Source organism: Leeuwenhoekiella blandensis MED217, assembly GCF_000152985.1.
Taxonomy (GTDB): Bacteria; Bacteroidota; Bacteroidia; order Flavobacteriales; family Flavobacteriaceae; genus Leeuwenhoekiella; species Leeuwenhoekiella blandensis.
Map to the genome: position 1 here is coordinate 2019738 of NZ_CH672395.1, position 19615 is coordinate 2039352.

Consider the following 19615-nt stretch of genomic DNA (forward strand, 5'->3'; position numbering starts at 1 on the left):
GTCAACAAATAAGAAATACAATGAATTACCTACGCTTACTTATTTTTCTATGTTCAAGTTGCTTAATCGCGCAACAAAAACCCTACGTTTCTGAAGTTTGGGTTGCAGATCAAGGAGATGGAACGTATAAAAATCCCATCATTCACGCAGATTATTCAGATCCTGATGTCGTGCAGTTGGGGGATGATTATTTTATGACTTCCTCAAGCTTTAATGCAGCACCGGGCTTACCCATTTTGCATTCTAAAGATCTTGTAAACTGGGAACTGGTTAATTATGCGCTTCCTAAACAAGTACCTGTAAAACATTTTAATACGCCACAACACGGAAATGGCGTCTGGGCGCCTTCTATACGGGTGCACAATAACGAACTCTATATCTACTGGGGCGATCCTGATTTTGGCATTTATATGGTTAAAACAGATGATCCTTTTGGCAATTGGGAGGAACCTGTTTTGATGATGGAAGCCAAAGGGGCAATTGATCCATCTCCTTTATGGGATGAAGATGGAAAGGCCTATTTAGTTCATGCCTGGGCAGGAAGTAGAGCAGGAGTAAAAAGTATTCTTACCGTGCATAAAATGAATGCTGAAGGTACAAAAGTGCTAGACTATGGCCGACACGTTTTTGACGGGCACGAGAACCATCCTACAGTTGAAGGCTCTAAATTTTATAAACGCAACGGATACTATTACATTTTTGCACCGGCTGGCGGCGTTTCTACCGGGTGGCAATTGGTGCTTCGGTCAAAGAATATTTACGGTCCCTATGAGGAGAAAGTGGTATTAGAACAAGGAGCAACCGCTATCAATGGTCCGCATCAGGGTGCTTGGGTAACAACAGATACCGGCGAGGATTGGTTTTTTCATTTTCAAGATGTTGATGCCTACGGAAGGATCGTTCACCTACAACCGATGCATTGGAAAAATGACTGGCCGGTTATGGGTAAAGATCAAAACGGAAACGGAATCGGAGAACCAGTACTTCAGCATAAAAAACCGAATGTTGGTGAACAATACGCAATTCAAACCCCTAGAGAAACCGACAATTTTGAACAGGATAGTTTAGGCTTACAATGGCAATGGAATGCAAATCCTAACGTACTTTGGTCGGCTAAATTACCCGGTAATGATTTTTTAAGGTTGTACAGTATCGCTCCTCCAGAGCTGATGAACAGTTTGTGGGATGTTCCCAATTTACTATTGCAAAAATTTCCGGCACCAGAGTTCAACGTGGCTACAAAAATCTCCTTAATTCCCGGCGATGGAAAAGAACAGCGCAAGACCGGTTTAATCATTATGGGGCGCGATTATGCAACGGTTACACTAACAGAAAAAGAAGGTGTTTTTTACCTTCAGCGTACTGAAGCTATAAAGGCTGATGCAGGTGCAAAAGAAGAGATTCTAGAAGAAATAACTTTGAAGTCAAATACCGTTTATTTAAAGGTAGCGGTAAGTGCTCCTGATGCTATGTGTCAATTTAGTTATAGTGAGAATGGACGGAATTTCAAAAAGTTTGGTGCGCCTTTTAAAGCCAGAGTAGGGAAATGGATAGGAGCCAAAGTGGGGCTTTTTAGTATCAGCACTCCCGAAGCTTCTCGTGGTGGCTATGCAGATGTAGAATATTTTAGAATTACAAAATAGTATGAACAGATTTTTCCACTTAACAATTCTAATTCAAATTCTTGCAACAACATTTGCCTATAGTCAAAAGGAAAAATTAAATCTGCGACCCTACAGTATTGAAACCACATATGAGCATTTAAAAAAAGATCATCCTTTTATTGAGAGTATCACCCCATTAAATGATACGCTTTACCAAGCTAAAACCGATGTGGTTTACAAGAAGACTGAAACTTCTGATTTAAAATTAGACGCATATTATCCTAAAGATGCGCTTGATCAAACTTATCCAGGTGTTTTGCTCATACACGGTGGGGGCTGGTTTTCAGGAAGTAAAGAGAATGAGCGTGTGATGGCACAGCATCTGGCTGCAAACGGCTATGTCGCAGTCACAGCATCTTACAGGTTGGGGAGAGAAGCGATTTATCCGGCCGGAGTCTTGGATTTAAAAGATGCATTGCGGTGGATGCAAGCAAACGCTGCACAGCTTCATTTAGATAAAAATAGAATTGCAACGCTGGGGGCTTCAGCAGGAGCGCAGTTGGCTATGCTTTTGGGAGTAACACCTAATTCCGAGGTCTTTAATGAAACCGAAGAACAGTATTCAACAAAAGTTCAAGCGATCGTTAATGTAGACGGAGTAACTTCATTTGTACATCCCGAAGCCGGAAAAGGAGCCTTGCTAGATGCCTGGCTCGGCCACACGTTTGAAGAAAATCCGGAGATTTGGGCAGAAGCATCACCGTTAGAATATGTAAGTGAGGCAACACCGCCAACGCTTTTTATCAACAGTGCACAACCTCGTTTTCACGCCGGGCGAGATGATTACACCGCGCAATTGGACGCTTACGGAATTTACAATGAAGTACATACATTACCTAAAACACCACATTCCTTTTGGTTGATGCATCCTTGGTTTGAGCCAACTTTGAGGTACACCTTAAATTTTTTAGACAAAACCTTAAAAGTACCTTTTAAAGATCCTTACCGAGTCATCACCGTTGGGAAAGAGGATCAGGCAGACTTTACTACGATACAAGAGGCGGTGAATTCTATTCGGGTTTTTGGGCCGGGCGAAGTGTTGATCTCAATAAACCCCGGAGTTTACAAGGAAAAATTGGTCATTCCTGCACATATGTCTAAAGTTACCTTACAAGGTTCAGGTGTTGGAGAAACAAGAATCACCTATGATGATCATTCCGGTAAACTGAATCCGGTAACGGGAAATGAACACGGGACATTTACTTCTCATACGGTAATTGTGCGGGGAACAGATATTCATTTTAAAAATTTAACCATTGCCAATAGTTCGTGTAATGAAGGGCAGGCAGTCGCTTTACATGTAGAAGGGGATCGCTTTGTTGCTGAAGATTGTGCTATCATAGGTTGTCAAGACACGCTTTATACGGCTACAGATGGTGGTCGCCAATTTTATAAAAACTGTTATATCGAAGGTACTACCGATTTTATTTTTGGTCAGGCGACTGTTGTTTTTCAAGATTGTGAAATTCACAGCACCGCAAATTCCTATATCACAGCAGCTGCAACTCCGCAGGATCAGGAGTATGGTTACGTGTTTTTTAACTGCGAACTTACGGCAGCAGATGACGTTGACCGTGTCTATCTTGGTCGGCCCTGGCGACCTTATGCACGCACAGTTTTTATCGATACCGAAATGGCTCAGCACATCGTTCCTGAAGGTTGGCATGCCTGGCCCGGCGATGCGATGTTCCCCAATAAAGAAAAAACAGCTTACTACGCAGAATATAAAAGTACCGGAGCTGGAGCAAACCCTGATAAACGCGTCTATTGGTCAAAACAGCTGAGCGAGTGGACTCGTGATCAATATACCTTTAAGAACACATTTAACGGGTGGGTGCCAAATCAGTAGAATTTATAAAATGAACAACGCTATGAGAATTTTAATATTCTTACTTATAACATTATCGGTAAATGCTCAGGAAATGCCCCTAGCGTCGCTTTATGATGACGTAGAATTTAAAATGGAACTTATCACCGAACCAAAATTCCAAGAGACAGAATATCTCATAACCGATTTTGGAGCTAAAGGTGACGGTCAGTTTAAAAATACAGAAGCTTTTCACAAGGCTTTTGCTAAGGCATTTTCTCAAGGAGGAGGTACCGTTGTAGTTCCGGAAGGCATTTGGTATACCGGTCCGATAACATTAAAAAGCAATATCAATTTACATTTAAAGCAAGGAGCACTTATTCTCTTTAGTGATCAATTTGACGATTATCCGCTGGTTGAAACCAGTTATGAAGGACTCAAATCGGCACGATCAACTTCTCCTATAAATGCTTTAGGAGCAAAAAACATCGCCATTACCGGTAAAGGAATTATAGATGGAAATGGAGGAGCTTGGAGACCGGTAAAAAAATCTAAAATGACCCAGCATCAATGGAACGCTTTAGTTGCGTCTGGCGGTGTGCTTTCAGATAATAAATCGGTTTGGTATCCTGATGAGGCAGCACTTAAAGGAAGCAAATCAGATTTGAGTGACTGGACGATTGAGCAACTTCAAACAGTGCGAAGCTTTCTAAGACCGGTTATGGTGAGTCTTGTCGACTGTGAGAATATCCTTTTAGATGGCCCGACCTTTCAAAATTCACCGGCGTGGAATATTCATCCACTAATGAGTAAAAATATAATTGTACGGAATCTTACCGTAAGAAATCCGTGGTATGCACAAAACGGTGATGGACTCGATCTTGAGTCTTGTGAAAATGTATTGGTGTATAATAACACGTTTGATGTGGGTGATGATGCGATATGCATTAAATCTGGAAAGAACGAAGATGGACGTAAACGCAATATGCCTACTCAGAATGTAATAATCAAAAATAACACTGTTTACCACGGTCACGGAGGTTTTGTCGTTGGGAGTGAAATGTCTGGAGGCGTTTCAAAAATTCATATATCGCACTGCAATTTTATAGGCACTGATACCGGATTGCGTTTTAAAAGCACACGTGGTCGCGGCGGCGTGGTCGAGCAAATCTATATTTCTCATATTTATATGAACGAAATTAAGACCGATGCCATACGCTTCAATTTGTATTATGGTGGTCAGGCACCCGATTTATCAAATGATTTAGCAGAAAATACAGAGGATCGTGACGTACCCGAAGTCACAATAGAAACTCCTTCTTTTAAAGATATTTATATATCAGATATTACTTCGGTAAAAGCGCATAAATCCGGATTCTTTATGGGGCTTCCTGAGATGAATATTCAAAATGTATCGATTAAAAATTCACTGTTTCACGGAGAGGAAGGTTTTACACTAATTGATACTGATCAGGTGTACTTCGATAATGTTCAAATAGAAGCTACGGAAGCGCCAATGCAATTGCACAACACCAAAAATTTGGTGTTGGAGCAGCTTCATTTTTTATCTGAAGAATCAACCAATATTCAGATTTCAGGAGCAAAAACAAAAAATATACGCCTGAAATATTCCGGAGCAACGCAGGATTATCAAATAAAAAGCGGAGTTGAATCTTCTGAAATAACAGTAAAATAAAAGGCTTATGACTAAATATGTTTATACGTTTCTTTTGGTTTTTTGCTGCTGTATACAGATTGAGGCGCAAAAGCAATTTCCTTTTCAAAATGAGCAATTGGATCTTGAAACCCGATTGAATGATTTGGTCAGCCGAATGACCTTAGAAGAGAAAATCTCGCAATTGATGTCAGACGCTCCAGCGATCGAGCGTTTGAACATCCCAAAATATAATTGGTGGAATGAAAGCTTGCACGGTGTTGCTCGTGCGGGTTATGCTACGGTTTTTCCACAATCTATAAGCATTGCTGCTTCTTGGGATGCTCAATTGGTGCGAGAAGTGGCTACAGCAATTTCTGATGAAGCACGTGCTAAACATCACGAGTATTTAAGACGCGATCAGCATGATATTTATCAAGGTTTAACGATGTGGTCGCCCAACATCAATATTTTTAGAGATCCGCGATGGGGAAGGGGCCACGAGACGTATGGGGAAGATCCATTTCTTACCGGCACTTTGGGAGCGCAATACGTAAAAGGTTTACAAGGCGATGATCCAGAATATCTTAAAGTTGTTGCCACGGCTAAGCACTTTGCAGTGCATAGTGGTCCTGAGGAATCTAGACATTATTTTGACGCCAATACTTCAGAGCGTGATCTTTGGGAAACATATTTGCCTGCTTTTAGAATGCTGGTTAAAGACGCTCAGGTACAATCTGTAATGACGGCGTACAATCGCTTTAGGGGAGAGGCGGCGAGTTCTAATAAGTTATTGTTTGATATTTTAAGAAACAAATGGGGATTTGATGGATATGTAGTTTCAGATTGTGGTGCAATCAATGATATTTGGGAAGATCATAAGATTACAGCAGACGCGGCTTCTGCTTCTGCTTTGGCTCTAGAAACAGGAACCGATTTAAACTGCGGAGCTACCTACAAATCCCTTAAAGAAGCCATAGCCAACGGATTGATTACTGAAGAAAAGATCAATATTGCTATTGAGCGCTTGTTTCGGGCTCGCTTAAAGCTGGGAATGTTTGATACTGAAGAAAACCTTAGTTATGCGACAATTCCTTTTTCAGTAAATACCAATGCTTCACATACCGCTTTAGCAAGAAAAGCAGCACAAGAAAGTATCGTGCTTTTAAAGAATGAAGCACATATGCTTCCGCTTTCAAAAGACTTAAAACAAATTGCGGTAATTGGTCCCAATGCCCATAATGTGCAGTCGCTATGGGGAAATTACAACGGAACTCCAAAAAATCCGGTGACGGTCGTTCAGGGAATTCGCAATAAAGTGGCACCACAAGTAAAGGTTGTGTATGAAGAAGGCGCTTCTCTCGCTCAAGGAATGCCTACGATGCAGGTAATTCCATCTATCTATTTTAGAACAGCTTCCGGAAAGCAGGGATTAGACGCAGCATATTTTAATAATTCCAAATGGGAGGGCGATCCTTTGTTTACACAAATCGATGATAAAGTTGATTTTACTTGGGACATCAATACGCCTGATCCACGATTGGCGCTTCAGCAATACAGTGTGCTCTGGTCAGGGTTTTTAAGTGTGCCGGAGACCGGAAGGTATTATTTCAGTGACTGGGGAAAGCCGTATTTAGATTTCCAGATTGAAGACTTGGTTTCAGGTGGAGGAAAGCATACACATCATCCTTCTGTTAATGCCAAAGAAGTATATCTAGAAGCCGGGAAAAATTATGCGATCACTATAAAATACAGCAACCTCTATGGTAATGCTGAAGCACGTATGCTTTGGTCAACTCCTGAAAAAAACAAGTTAGAACGCGCTGTGAATCTTGCTGAAGATTCAGATGTAACTATTTTGGTTTTGGGCCTTAATGAGCGACTGGAAGGTGAAGAAATGCGTATTGATGTTGAAGGTTTTTCAAAAGGCGATCGTACAGCCTTAGATCTTCCTCTAGAGCAACGCGAACTCATGCGCGCTCTTGTAGCCACCGGAAAACCAATAGTATTGGTTCTACTCAACGGTAGTGCGCTTGCGATTAATTATGCTCAGGAGCATGTACCCGCGATATTAAGTGCGGGTTATCCCGGGCAAGAAGGTGGTAATGCCATAGCCGATGTCTTGTTTGGAGATTATAATCCGGCGGGAAGACTTCCGGTTACCTATTACAAATCTGTTGATGATCTACCCGATTTTGAAGATTACAGTATGAAAGGGCGTACCTATCGTTACTTTGAAGGAGAAGCTTTGTATCCCTTTGGTTATGGCTTAAGCTATACGCAATTTTCGTACGATGCGATCAAGACTTCTGGAAGGCTTGCAGCGGATAAGGTTTTGAACGTCCAGGTAACTGTCACCAATTCTGGAGATCGCGATGGAGATGAAGTGGTCCAATTGTATTTAAAAGATGAAGTGGCCAGTACAACGCGGCCGCAAGTGCAGCTGGTTGGTTTTAAACGAATTCATCTTCAAAAGGGCGAAACACAAACCGTAGAATTTCGTCTTGATGCACGTCAGTTTTCAATGATCAATGATCAAGAACAACTGGTCGTAGAACCGGGATGGTTTACGCTTTATGCCGGCGGCGGCCAACCTAATAAAAAGCAAACCGAATCTAGTGTGAGTATGCGTTATGAAGTAACCGGTAAACCAATGTCTATAGCCTTTTAACACACTAGCGTTAATGAAAAAATAGAGTTCAATTGTGTGTGTATTGAATTTTTTAGGGTACGACTGCGGTCGTACCCTTTCTTTAAATTTTAAATTTTTAATTTATGAATCCAAAAGAAAAATGATGTCGAACACGAAAGACCGAATAGTTGCTTTATTTATTGGCGTGCTCTTGTGTAGCACGACTTTTGTAAAAGCACAAGAGACAACCTATGATTTTATTGTAACTAAAGATGGTACAGGCGATTTTAGCACGGTACAAGAGGCCATAATGGCTGTTCCTGATTTTAGAAAGTCAGAAACCCAGATTTTAATTAAAAATGGTATTTATAAAGAAAAGTTGGTTTTACCTGCATCTAAAACCAATGTAACCTTTGTAGGCGAATCTAGGGATAAGGTGTATTTGACTTATGATGATTATGCCAGTAAACAAAATAGGTTTGGAGAAGAAATGGGGACGACAGGATCCTCCTCCTTTTTTGTTTTTGGTAGTGATTTTACAGCAAAGAATATAACTTTTGAGAACAGTGCTGGTCCCGTGGGTCAAGCAGTAGCTGTACGCGTTGATGGCGATAACGCATTCTTTGAGAATTGTAGTTTTTTAGGATTTCAAGACACTTTATATGTGCACGGAAGGGATTCTAAACAATATTATAAAAACTGTTATATCGAAGGCACCACTGATTTTATATTCGGTTGGTCTCAGGCTGTATTTGAAGATTGTGAGATTTATTCAAAAGATGGAGGTTCTTATATCACAGCGGCCTCAACCGAAGAAGGAGCAGCTTTTGGTTTGGTTTTTATCAATTGTAAACTTTCGGGTGATGCTCCTATAAATTCGGTGTACCTGGGCAGACCTTGGCGTAATTATGCGCAAACCGTGTTTATCAATTGTGAAATGCAAGCTCACATAAAAACTGAAGGTTGGCATAATTGGTCAAAACCAGAAGCAGAACAAACAGTTTTTTATGCAGAATTTGGTTCAACCGGAGCAGGAGCCTCAAACGAACGTGTACCTTGGGCAACCAAATTATCTAATGAGGAAGCGCAGAAATTTCAATCAAAAAACTTACTCAAATAATGATATTTAGAACGGTAATTGCGATCATTTCAAAGCTCGTTGTTGTGTTTGTATTCGTACTCTCAAATCCTATTTTTGCCCAGAATATCTCTTGGGGAGAAATTCTAAGACAGGATCGTTCTTGGTATACTTCAGCAGAAGCTCAACGTATTGCAGACCAAGTGGTACAATTTCAATATGCCAATGGCGGATGGGCAAAGAACATTGATATGGCTCAAGATCTTTCTGATCAAGCTATAGACTTAATCAAAGAGAATCAACATACCACAATAGATAATGGCGCTACACATACGCAACTCCGTTTTTTGGCTAAGATACTTGAGCATAATGAAGATGTTATCTATAAAGAAGCGTTTAATAAAGGAATCGATTATTTACTGGAAGCACAGTATAATAATGGCGGTTGGCCTCAGTTCTATCCTTTGCGAGAGGGGTATTACAGCCACATAACTTTTAATGACAACGCAATGATCGGCGTGCTCGATCTATTTTATGATCTTGTATATATTCCCGATTATGCTTTGGTTACTTCTGCAAGAAAATTAAAAATAGAGCAAGCACTTTTAAAAGGAGTTGATGCAATTTTAGATATGCAAATAACGATAGATGATACATTGACGGTTTGGTGTGCGCAACACGATGAGCACACATTAAAGCCAGCAAAAGCAAGAGCATACGAGTTACCTTCTTTAAGTGGAGGGGAAAGCGTGGGAATTTTAAAATTTTTGATGCGTTTTGAAAAACCAACACTGCGGATGCAGCGTGCGATTAAGGCAGGTGTAACGTGGTTTAAAAATCATAAAATTGAAAATAAGCGTGTAAAATGGATCGATGTTCAAACAGACTCAGGAGTTGTAAAAGATAGAGTAGTGGTCAAAGAACAAGGAGCTCCGGCACTCTGGGCAAGATTTTATGATCTAGAAACACAAGAACCCATATTTGTTGGTCGTGATGGTATCATAAAAAGTAAACTGGCCGAAATTGAGCGGGAGCGACGTACAGGCTATAATTATATTTCAAGATACGCCGATGATCTCCTTGAAACCAGCTATCCGCAATGGCGCTCTAAATTGCAAAATTGATTCGTGGTAGTATTGAAGTTTAAAACTGGTAAATTCAACAAAAAAGGGTAATCAAACGATTACCCTTTTTTGTTGTTTATTGTCGGGATGAGAGGATTCGAACCTCCGATCTCGCGCCCCCCAGACGCGCACTTTAACCGGACTAAGCTACATCCCGAAAATTTTGCAGGCTGCAAATATAAATAATTGCAGCAAACCGCAAAGCCTTTCTCTCAGAATACACACTGACCCATTTTTGAGCTAGAATTAAAATCAAAATACACTTAAAATATTCTTTATGAATTAAGTAAAACGTTTAATTATAATAAAATTACAACGTTGTAGTTTATTGATATTATATTTTTTGTAACTTAAATGAAGTAAATCTTTAATTCTATAGCTTAAATATTATGAAACTTTCACTTCTTACCCTACTCTTAATAATTGGTACTTCTTGGAGTATCGATTCTGACGCTCTTAAACAATCTAATGATGTTTTATTACGAGGTACTTGGGAACTTCGGGATTTTTATCATTATGATGACAACCAAATCATAGATACCGTTGCAACTACAGATGGGTATCGTCAAATTAAAATGTATACCAAAGATCGTGTGATGTGGACGCGCTATGTACCCAAAGATTCCGTAGAATGGTTTGGTTACGGAAGTTATGTGGCATCAGAAGATCAGCTTATTGAAACACTGGAATATGGTTCTGAAAGCATGATGAATGTCATTGATACATTGCGCATGTTCACCTTTGAATTACAAATTTCAGAAAATGAATATAGTCAGATCACCACAGACGAAGACGGCAATCGTATTTTCTCTGAAAATTATCAGCGTATAGAATAGCTACTCTTCAACGGCTGCTACTTCTTCTTCGGTAACCAACTTATCACTTGTGTTACCCCAAGAATTTAAGATGTAATTCATTACATCAGCTACTTCATCATCATACAAACCTAGCGGAGCCATTACGCTGTTGTAATCGGTTCCGTTTACCGTTATAGGACCTTTTAAACCAAATTTGACCGCGTGAATGGCTTTGGTTCGATTTTTTACTAGATAGTCAGCTTTAGCAAGAGGAGGGAATGCGCCGGGGATTCCTTGTCCCGTAGCCATATGACATTGCATACAAAAATCCTCATACACCGTTTTGCCGCGTTCAATACTGTTTTGTAATGTAGTATCCTGTTGAATTCTATGGTACGCTACTTCAGTATTGACAAATGAAACATCAGTTTTAAGGCTTAAATAGCTGCCTACAAGAGCAACCGATCCTAAAATAAATAGACTTAGTGTTTTCAATTTTTTACAAGTTTTACGATTCCTACTCCTTCAACGCCAACATAAATATATCCATCAGGTCCTTCAATTACATTGCGCACACGGCCAATTCCGTCTAGAAGCTTTTCTCTTTTAATCACCTCATTAGCGTCATTTAGATAAAGCGCCTCGAGATATACAAACTTTAAAGAACCGACCAGAATATTTCCTTTTAATTCGGGATAAGTATCACTTGATACAAATGCCATCCCGCTTGGAGCAATAGAAGGAACCCAGTAATATAAAGGCTGTTCCATTCCTTCTTTTTGAGTTTCATCTGTAATTTCGGTACCGCTGTAGTTTATACCATAGGTGATCACAGGCCAACCGTAATTGGCTCCTTTTTTAATTACGTTGATTTCGTCTCCACCACGAGGTCCGTGTTCGTGTACCCAAATTTCATTGGTCTCAGGGTTGACGATCATTCCTTGCGGATTGCGATGTCCATAGGACCAGATCGCTACTTTAGCATCAGCCGTATTCACAAATGGATTGTCTGCAGGAATGCTTCCATCTAAATTTAATCGGTATACTTTTCCGTTATCACGCGTGATATCTTGCGGATTGATGTCGCGTTCCCCGCGCTCTCCGGCAGTGAAAAAGACGTGACCCGCATCGTCAAATACAATTCGACTTCCCCAGTGCTGACCTTTAGTCGTATTAGGAGTGGCTTTATAAAGAACCTCTTGGTCTGTAAGTGTAGTTCCTGAAAGTTTAGCGCGCATTAATGCGGTATTACCACCTTTGCCATCACCTTCAGTAGAAGAGTAAGTGATATAAATAAAGCCGTCCTCAGCATAATTAGGACTCAATTGAATGTCGAGCAAACCTCCTTGACCACGGTTATATACTTCCGGAACACCCGTGATTTCTTGCTTGACTCCATCTTTAAAATGAATGAGTTCTCCTGATTTTTCGGTGATAAGAAGGCTGCCGTCAGGTAAAAAAGCCATTCCCCAAGGATTGATCAAATCTGCAACGACAGTCTCGTAGCCGTATGCTTCAGAGACTGAAATAGGTACGTCATCCTCTTTAACCTCTTTTGGATTTTGTGCACAAGCCATTAATGTGGTAAATACACAAAGTATAAGTAAACTGCGCTTTTTCATATAAAAAATTTTGATCTAAAAATAGTGAAAACCTAACAATCCTAAAGTATTGAATTTAAACATCCTTGTAAATTTGCATTGTTGATAACGACTTATAAGTAGCGATTAGGTTCCTTTTTATAAGAGCTAAGAATCGACTATTTTTGCTCTTGTAGCATACTTAATAAGTAAAACTAAAGTTGAATTCCACATTGTGGATTTAAAAATAAATTAAATGGCAGTAGAACGTATTAAATGTTTAATTATAGGCTCTGGCCCTGCAGGATATACTGCAGCAATTTATGCATCGCGCGCAGATTTGAAACCGGTGGTTTACACAGGTATGGAGCCTGGCGGACAATTAACTACTACCACTGAGGTTGATAACTTCCCGGGATATCCAGAAGGTATCGACGGACCAACGATGATGGTACAGCTTCAGCAGCAAGCTGAGCGTTTTGGTACTGAAGTGCGTATAGGAATGATCACCAATGTTGAATTTTCTTCGGAAGAAGGAGGTATTCACAAAGCAACTGTTGACAATACTACAGAAATCGAAGCGGAATCTGTTATCATTTCTACAGGTGCAACGGCAAGATATCTGGGACTTCCAAGTGAGCAGCGCTTACGTGGTGGTGGCGTTTCGGCTTGTGCCGTTTGTGATGGATTCTTTTATAAAAATCAGCGTGTAGCAATTGTAGGTGGGGGAGATACCGCAGCAGAAGAAGCAACCTATCTTGCAAATATCTGTGAGCACGTGACTATGCTGGTAAGAAAAGATGAAATGCGCGCTTCAAAAGCGATGCAGCACCGAGTGAATTCTAGAAAAAATATTACGGTACTTTATAATACTGAAGTAGAGGAGGTGATAGGTGAACAAGTAGTTGAAGGTTTGAAAATGATCAACAATCAAACTAAAGAAACTTCTCAAATTGAAATTACCGGTTTATTTATTGCTATTGGACACAAACCCAATACCGATATTTTTAAAGGACAGTTAGAAATGGATGATACCGGTTATATCATCACTGAAGCCAAATCTACAAAAACTGGAAAGCCGGGAGTTTTTGCAAGTGGAGATGTGCAAGATAAAGAGTATCGTCAAGCGATTACAGCTGCAGGTACCGGTTGTATGGCTGCACTGGATGCAGAACGTTATCTAGCTTCAATAGAAGAAAAAGTAGAAGCTTAGGTTTTTGCGACTAGATTGATTTCAACTATTTAGGGAACGCCTTCAAAGTATTCCCTATTAGAATAAATTTTCAATACAAGCCTTAGAGATAGTATAACCTTTGGCGATGTCAATAAAAAAAGCTCTCGATTTCGAGAGCTTTTTTTATTGCTTATAAGTCCAAGATGAATTTAATCTTCATCTTCGGCATCATCTTCTTCAAGATCTTCGTCTTCTCCTTCCATTTTTTCTGGAATTTCAGCGATTGGATCGTTTAGTTCATCATCTTCATAATCATCAACATCATAATTTTCCATAGATGTTTCTAATTTCTTGCTCACTTTAACAAGATAGATGGTATCTGCTGTGCGTACTTCAACACACTCGATGAGTTCGTTTTTAGCATTTTTAAAAGATATAATGTGATCATCATCATATCCGTAGGGGTACTTATCTACTAACAGAGCCAAAATCTCTGGTGTAAGTTTTTTAAAATCAACTATTACGCGACGCATAAATAAAATTTAATAATTGGTGCAATTTGTGGTTAAATCTAAAAAAAAACGGTTGGGTTGTGCAACACTATTCGCTTAATTCTTATTTAAATTTTTATAGTATTCAAAAGCCTTATAAATGAGTTCGTTTGATACTTCTTGATTGAGTACAACTTCTCCTATGTTATTTAAAAGTACAAACAGGACTTTACCATGACTATTCTTTTTGTCATATTTAAGCAACGTGATGATTTGCTCAATGTCTTTGTCATCAAATTGAACAACCTGATAAAAACTCATGATTGCTAACGAGACCTCATTACATACTACTTCTTCTAGATCACACAACTGGGTAGAAAGGTAATTTGCCAAAATCATACCAATGGCGATGGCTTCGCCGTGAAGCAGTCGCTGTTTTTGATCACTTTCCATAAAATAAGATTCTATAGCGTGACCTAAAGTATGGCCGTAATTAAGGCTTTTTCTACGATTTTGCTCAAAAGGATCCTCGAGAACTACTTCGTTTTTAATAGCGATCGATTGTCTTATTAAATCACCTAAGCTTTCAAAATCACTATAACTTGCCTCTTTTACGGTATTCCAATAGGCTTCAGAACTGATGATGCCGTGTTTCAACATTTCGGCATAACCACTTCGTAATTCTTCGATAGACAGTGTTCCTAGAAAATGGGTATCTACTAAAACGAGTTCCGGGTTACTTATGATCCCAATTTGATTTTTTAAAGGCCCTAGATCTACGCCGGTTTTACCACCTACCGAAGCATCTACCATAGACAGCAGGGTCGTAGGAATATTGATAAAATCGATTCCGCGTTTGAAGCAGCAAGCTACAAATCCACCCAAATCGGTAACTACGCCACCACCTAAATTGATCAAAGCACTTTTACGATCGGCATTCAATTCTGACAACACATTCCAAACACCTTCACAAGTCTCAAGGTTTTTGAACTCCTCTCCCGGATCAATTTCAATAATCTCGATGGTTGTTTGAGTCACCACATTTTGAAGAAAAGGGGCCAAACAATGTTCGTGAGTATTGCTGTCAACAAGTATAAAAAGGATGCTGTAGTTTTTTTCCTTTAAAATAGCATTAAGATTTGTGTAGCCGTCTGTTCCAAAAACCACCTGATAATCTTTAGCTTCAATCGCTTCCATGTTAAAGTTTTTTGAGGTTGTGAAATTAATATTCTTTTATAACAATCCCTTTGCGATTTGGCTATATTTGACGCCTAATTTCAGAATATGTTAGAACAAAAAATCTTTGATGACACAAAGACTGCATTTTCCTTAAAATCAGATAGCGAACTCAACCGAGCTTACTTTTTATTCAAGATGATCTCGTTGCAACCTCTGGTTAAAGTGGGTTCTGCACTTACTAATTTTGCACTCAATATAAACTTACCCATTAAGGGAATCGTCAAGGCGACCGTATTTGATCATTTTTGTGGCGGCGAAAGCGAAAAGGATTGTGTCTCAACAATAGATGCGATGTACTCAAAAAATGTACATTCAGTGCTTGATTTTTCTGTTGAAGGGAAAGAAACCGAAGCTTTATTTGATGCAGCTTTAAACCGTGTTTTAAGCGTAATTGATTTTTCGAAGAACCGACCCGGGCTGCCGTTTGCAGTTTTTAAACCTACAGGTTTTGGACGATTTGAAGTTTGGCGCAAGGTTACCGAAAAAGAAAAGCTTACAGATAAAGAACATAAAGAATGGAAACGTATTCAGGAGCGTTTTCACGAAGTGTGTGCCAAGGCAAAAGCTTGTGATCTGAAACTACTGATTGATGCCGAAGAAAGTTGGATGCAAGGCGCTGTTGATGATTTGGTTCTGGAGATGATGCAAACCTATAATAAAGAGAAGCCTATTGTTTTTACAACGCTTCAATGTTATCGTTGGGATCGATTGGCTTATCTTAAAGAACTTCACCTTGACGGAATTGACAAAGGATATCATCTAGGGGTAAAAATCGTTCGTGGTGCTTATATGGAAAAAGAACGCGCACGAGCAGATAAATATGGTTACGATTCACCTATTTGTAAAGATAAACCAGAAACTGATGCGCACTTTAACGCGATGTTGGTATACATTTTTGATCATTTAGATGATATCTGGGCGTTTATTGGGACGCATAATGAAGAGAGTAATTATCTCGCTATAGAAATTATGTCGCAAAAAGAAATTGCTCCAGATGATGGTCGGGTATGGTTTGGTCAATTGTACGGTATGAGTGATCATATAAGTTTCAATCTTGCAAAAGAAGGGTATAATGTTTCTAAATATGTTCCTTTTGGTCCTGTAAAAGATGTGATGCCTTACCTTATTAGAAGAGCCGAAGAAAATACGTCTGTCGCAGGTCAAACCAATAGAGAATTAACGCTTATTCAAGAGGAGCGAAAGCGTCGTAAATCTGAATAACCAGAAATAATACGAATTGATATAAAAAAGAGGCTAAGTATTTACTTAGCCTCTTTTTTATTTAACTACCCAAGTGAATAGGAATCTTGGTTTGTTTGCTTTCTATTTTTTGGTTACGGTCAATACTTCAAACTGCTCATCACACAATTCGAGCGTTGTTGTAATTGGAGTAGGCATGGTTTCTTGGGAATGAATCGTATAAAAACCACAAGGTTCTTTTCGGGTATCGCTCTTATCAAAATCAACTTCGCCTTCAAGAAAAACAGTATTCAAATAGGACGTGTCAAGCTTTAATTCTTGCAATTGCTTTTCAGCTTGATTAGAAAGAATATACCCATTATTTCTAATGGTTTTTAAAACCCGAGCATTGGGCATATAGTCACAAGAAGGAAGTTCGACACCACTTCCTTTGACAAAAAAGGCTAGCAAAATAAGACCAATGGCAAAACCTCCTAAATAATAACCTAAACGGTATAAAATTTTCATAATTAAATGTAAGCGCTAAAAAAATAAAAGATTGATATCTCTAAACGGAAGATCAAACCAATCTGCTACAGATTTGCTGGTTAAAATTCCGCGGTAAAAGTACAATCCATTTTTTAAACCCTTGTTGATTCTTAGGCTATTTTCGAGTCCGCCGTGTTCCCCAATCTCTAATAAATAGGGTGTGAAAATATTGCTTATCGATAGCGACGAAGTTCTGGCGTAGCGCGAAGGGATATTAGGAACCCCATAATGAATGACGCCGTGTTTTTTAAAGGTAGGCTCGTCGTGAGAGGTTACTTCACTCGTTTCAAAACAACCGCCCATATCAATACTTACATCAATAATTATAGAGCCGGGCTTCATATATTCAATCATCGTTTCGGTTACAATTACCGGAGAACGATCTTTACCTCGTACGGCTCCAATGGCGACATCGCAACGGCGTAAAGCTTTGAGTAAGTTTTTTGGCTGAATGGTTGAAGTATACAAAGGGCGCCCAACATTTACCTGAAGGCAGCGTAATTTGGTCAGGGAATTGTCAAATACTTTTACATTGGCCCCCAGTCCTAAGGCAGAGCGTGTAGCAAATTCGCCAACAGTCCCTGCACCAATGATCACCACTTCGATAGGTGGAACCCCGCTGATGTTCCCGAACATCAAACCGTTCCCTTCATCCTGGCGAGACATGATTTCTGAAGCGATCAATACTGAAGCAGTACCGGCGATTTCACTTAAGGCGCGAACGGCAGGGTAGGTGCCGTCTGCATCTTTAATAAATTCAAAGGCTAACGCAGTAATGCGTTTGGCGGCAAGTATTTTAAAATATTCTTTTTTTTGTGTTTTAAGCTGTAATGCAGAGATGATCACCGTTTGCGGATTGACCATTTCCAGCTCTTCAAGAGATGGTGGTTCTACTTTTAAAACCATTGGGCAGCCAAAAACTTTATTGCGATCTGCGGTTATTTCTGCACCGGCTTCAGAGTAGTCGTGATCTGTAAATCGCGCATCTTCGCCAGCTTTAGATTCGATTAGAACATGGTGACCGTGCGCTACGAGAGCCCCCACTGCATCTGGAGTAAGGCAAACCCGCTTTTCCTGAAAGTGATTTTCTTTGGGAATCCCTATAAATAATGATCCTTTACGTTGTTCTATTTCAAGCTTTTCTTCTTGAGGAATAAGCTGTTCTCTTGTAAACGGACTGTTTTGAATCATCTGAGGATTAGTGTAAAATTAGCCTCAAATTAAACATAATATTTAAAGGAAAAAAAAGGTTTTGACTAAGAATTCTAAATGCTTGTAGTACTTAGCGATAAAGAAGATTCAATTCTGGATTTATCCCATAAAAAGAGGTTCGTCATCGTCATCCTCTTCAGAAACTGTTGTAGAGTATAAATTGTTATTGGTTTCATTTGCCTTTATATCGCCCTTTAAGGATACACGTTGGAGTTCTGAAAGATCAATATTGTGAATACGATCAAATATTTTCATTCGGATTGTATAAATAAATATAAGAGCAATGAGTATAATAGGAGCCATATAATAAATATCCACACTATCTGTGAAGGTCAGATCGTCATTAAATGCACTTATAATTTGAAAAAAATACATACAAACAGGAACTAAAATGGCGTGATACCACCAATGCTTACATGTCAAAAACCAAATTATTAATAATATAAATGGAATCAATTTACTGAACACAACCCAAGCCAATACATCGACAGTTCCAAAATTTATAGTTTCATAGCTGACATTTAAACCAAAAAAAGAGGTTTCCCAAACCTTAACGGCTGGGAAACCTTCATATAAGTAAAAAAAGTAAGGAGATGCAACTATAAAAGCTGCAATAAGACTACCCGTTAGAAGGGATGACGATTTTACTTTTTTCGATTTTCTTTGCTGCATAATCTGCGTTGCTATCTTGTACTGTGTAAGTAACTGCTGTTGCACCTGCAATTATAAGGCCTAGGAGTAATGCTTTGATTTTCATAATAAAATGTGTTTGAGTATTAATGATTTGTTGGTTCAAAGATGAGCAACTTTTCACACGATATCACATTTTATATTCTTTCTATATTTGCTTTACGTCAATAGTCTTTAACACATTTTGTCGATTAATATTAAGTGTTGAATTTACCAATTATTCTCTTACTCGAAAAAAAAATCACTATAACTTTTTCGTAATTTTAGACTTGTAAGAAAATACTTCAAATTTAAAAATTCCCTTTAACAATATATTAACATTTTAAATAAATTCTAATTTTCGTTTTGCTTCGTTTATCGAAGAAATTTTCGCCGAATGGACGTTATCATCAATCAAATTGTTAATTTTTTGAGGCCATTCAATAAATTTTAGGCTTCCGCTATCAAGAATTTCTTCAATCCCGATATCATACGCTTCATTTTCTTCTTTTAGACGGTACAAATCCAGATGATAAATAGTATCTCCCGCATGAGTTTTGTACTCATTTATTAGTGAAAATGTAGGACTAGAAACGCTATCGTCAGATCCTAAAGCTTTAACTAAGGCTTTTATCAATGTTGTTTTACCAGCACCCAGATCACCATAGAATAAAATGGTAGGGTATTTCAATTGCACGATTATCTGTTGTGCGACTTCATCAATTTGATTCAATTCATAGATATATTCCATAAATAAAGGCAAAAA

Annotated in this window: 18 protein-coding genes and 1 tRNA gene; 9 read left to right on the top strand and 10 right to left on the bottom strand. The window is 39.0% G+C overall.

Annotated elements, in window-relative coordinates; genetic code table 11:
- The first annotated feature begins 20 nt into the window (after nucleotides 1-20).
- From MED217_RS08685 to pelA, 6 genes are all read left to right on the top strand, one after another.
- On the top strand, nucleotides 21-1643 hold the full coding sequence (locus tag MED217_RS08685) for a glycoside hydrolase family 43 protein (protein WP_009780134.1): 1623 nt from the start codon (nucleotides 21-23) through the stop codon (nucleotides 1641-1643).
- A gap of 1 nt (nucleotide 1644) precedes the next feature.
- Nucleotides 1645-3513, top strand: a complete 1869-nt coding sequence (locus MED217_RS18750) for a pectinesterase family protein (RefSeq protein ID WP_009780135.1) — start codon at nucleotides 1645-1647, stop codon at nucleotides 3511-3513.
- A 22-nt stretch (nucleotides 3514-3535) separates the two neighbouring features.
- Nucleotides 3536-5167 carry a glycoside hydrolase family 28 protein gene (locus MED217_RS08700; protein ID WP_230199252.1) on the top strand — a complete coding sequence of 544 codons (1632 nt, stop codon included), beginning with the start codon at nucleotides 3536-3538 and terminating at the stop codon, nucleotides 5165-5167.
- 7 nt (nucleotides 5168-5174) lie between these two features.
- Complete coding sequence (locus MED217_RS08705) at nucleotides 5175-7796, top strand: glycoside hydrolase family 3 C-terminal domain-containing protein (protein WP_009780137.1); 2622 nt, start codon at nucleotides 5175-5177, stop codon at nucleotides 7794-7796.
- Nucleotides 7797-7917: 121 nt separating this feature from the next.
- Entirely contained in the window at nucleotides 7918-8877 is a 960-nt protein-coding gene (locus MED217_RS08710; protein ID WP_088124383.1) for a pectinesterase family protein, read from the top strand.
- Entirely contained in the window at nucleotides 8877-9959 is a 1083-nt protein-coding gene (gene pelA, locus MED217_RS08715; RefSeq protein ID WP_009780139.1) for a pectate lyase, read from the top strand. The genes MED217_RS08710 and pelA overlap by 1 nt, the downstream gene beginning before the upstream one ends.
- A gap of 82 nt (nucleotides 9960-10041) precedes the next feature.
- On the opposite strand, the gene MED217_RS08720 is transcribed toward pelA, so the two are convergent.
- Nucleotides 10042-10116: transfer RNA gene (locus MED217_RS08720), tRNA-Pro, on the bottom strand.
- A 232-nt stretch (nucleotides 10117-10348) separates the two neighbouring features.
- Here MED217_RS08720 and MED217_RS08725 point away from each other — a divergent pair.
- On the top strand, nucleotides 10349-10795 hold the full coding sequence (locus MED217_RS08725) for a hypothetical protein (protein ID WP_009780140.1): 447 nt from the start codon (nucleotides 10349-10351) through the stop codon (nucleotides 10793-10795).
- Here the strand turns inward: MED217_RS08725 and MED217_RS08730 are convergent, their stop codons facing one another.
- Both MED217_RS08730 and MED217_RS08735 read right to left on the bottom strand, forming a co-directional pair.
- On the bottom strand, nucleotides 10796-11251 hold the full coding sequence (locus tag MED217_RS08730) for a c-type cytochrome (protein ID WP_009780141.1): 456 nt from the start codon (nucleotides 11249-11251) through the stop codon (nucleotides 10796-10798). It abuts the gene before it with no gap.
- A complete protein-coding gene (locus MED217_RS08735; protein ID WP_009780142.1) occupies nucleotides 11248-12378 on the bottom strand; it encodes a PQQ-dependent sugar dehydrogenase in 1131 nt (376 codons plus the stop codon). Before MED217_RS08735 ends, MED217_RS08730 begins: the two co-directional genes overlap by 4 nt.
- Before the next feature lie 214 nt (nucleotides 12379-12592).
- Here MED217_RS08735 and trxB point away from each other — a divergent pair, with 214 nt between their 5' ends.
- On the top strand, nucleotides 12593-13549 hold the full coding sequence (trxB, locus tag MED217_RS08740; protein ID WP_009780143.1) for a thioredoxin-disulfide reductase: 957 nt from the start codon (nucleotides 12593-12595) through the stop codon (nucleotides 13547-13549).
- Between the two features lie 170 nt (nucleotides 13550-13719).
- Here the strand turns inward: trxB and MED217_RS08745 are convergent, their stop codons facing one another.
- Nucleotides 13720-14043 carry a hypothetical protein gene (locus MED217_RS08745; protein WP_009780144.1) on the bottom strand — a complete coding sequence of 108 codons (324 nt, stop codon included), beginning with the start codon at nucleotides 14041-14043 and terminating at the stop codon, nucleotides 13720-13722.
- A 75-nt stretch (nucleotides 14044-14118) separates the two neighbouring features.
- The gene (aroB, locus tag MED217_RS08750; protein ID WP_009780145.1) at nucleotides 14119-15198 is read right to left on the bottom strand and encodes a 3-dehydroquinate synthase; all 1080 of its coding nucleotides are present in this window, start codon (nucleotides 15196-15198) and stop codon (nucleotides 14119-14121) included.
- 87 nt (nucleotides 15199-15285) lie between these two features.
- Between aroB and MED217_RS08755 the strand changes: the two genes are divergently transcribed.
- Nucleotides 15286-16461 carry a proline dehydrogenase family protein gene (locus MED217_RS08755; protein ID WP_009780146.1) on the top strand — a complete coding sequence of 392 codons (1176 nt, stop codon included), beginning with the start codon at nucleotides 15286-15288 and terminating at the stop codon, nucleotides 16459-16461.
- Nucleotides 16462-16563: 102 nt separating this feature from the next.
- Here MED217_RS08755 and MED217_RS08760 read toward each other — a convergent pair whose 3' ends face one another.
- The 5 genes from MED217_RS08760 to tsaE all read right to left on the bottom strand — a co-directional run bounded on the left by MED217_RS08760 (nucleotide 16564) and on the right by tsaE (nucleotide 19600).
- Entirely contained in the window at nucleotides 16564-16947 is a 384-nt protein-coding gene (locus tag MED217_RS08760) for a DUF4258 domain-containing protein (protein ID WP_009780147.1), read from the bottom strand.
- 15 nt (nucleotides 16948-16962) lie between these two features.
- Nucleotides 16963-18159 (bottom strand): alanine dehydrogenase, encoded by a 1197-nt coding sequence (locus MED217_RS08765; protein WP_009780148.1) that lies wholly within the window; start codon nucleotides 18157-18159, stop codon nucleotides 16963-16965.
- A 120-nt stretch (nucleotides 18160-18279) separates the two neighbouring features.
- The gene (locus tag MED217_RS08770; protein WP_195891558.1) at nucleotides 18280-18852 is read right to left on the bottom strand and encodes a hypothetical protein; all 573 of its coding nucleotides are present in this window, start codon (nucleotides 18850-18852) and stop codon (nucleotides 18280-18282) included.
- Nucleotides 18800-18937 (bottom strand): hypothetical protein, encoded by a 138-nt coding sequence (locus MED217_RS19120; RefSeq protein WP_009780150.1) that lies wholly within the window; start codon nucleotides 18935-18937, stop codon nucleotides 18800-18802. Before MED217_RS19120 ends, MED217_RS08770 begins: the two co-directional genes overlap by 53 nt.
- Before the next feature lie 255 nt (nucleotides 18938-19192).
- Nucleotides 19193-19600 carry a tRNA (adenosine(37)-N6)-threonylcarbamoyltransferase complex ATPase subunit type 1 TsaE gene (gene tsaE, locus MED217_RS08775; protein ID WP_009780151.1) on the bottom strand — a complete coding sequence of 136 codons (408 nt, stop codon included), beginning with the start codon at nucleotides 19598-19600 and terminating at the stop codon, nucleotides 19193-19195.
- Between the last annotated feature and the right edge of the window lie 15 nt (nucleotides 19601-19615).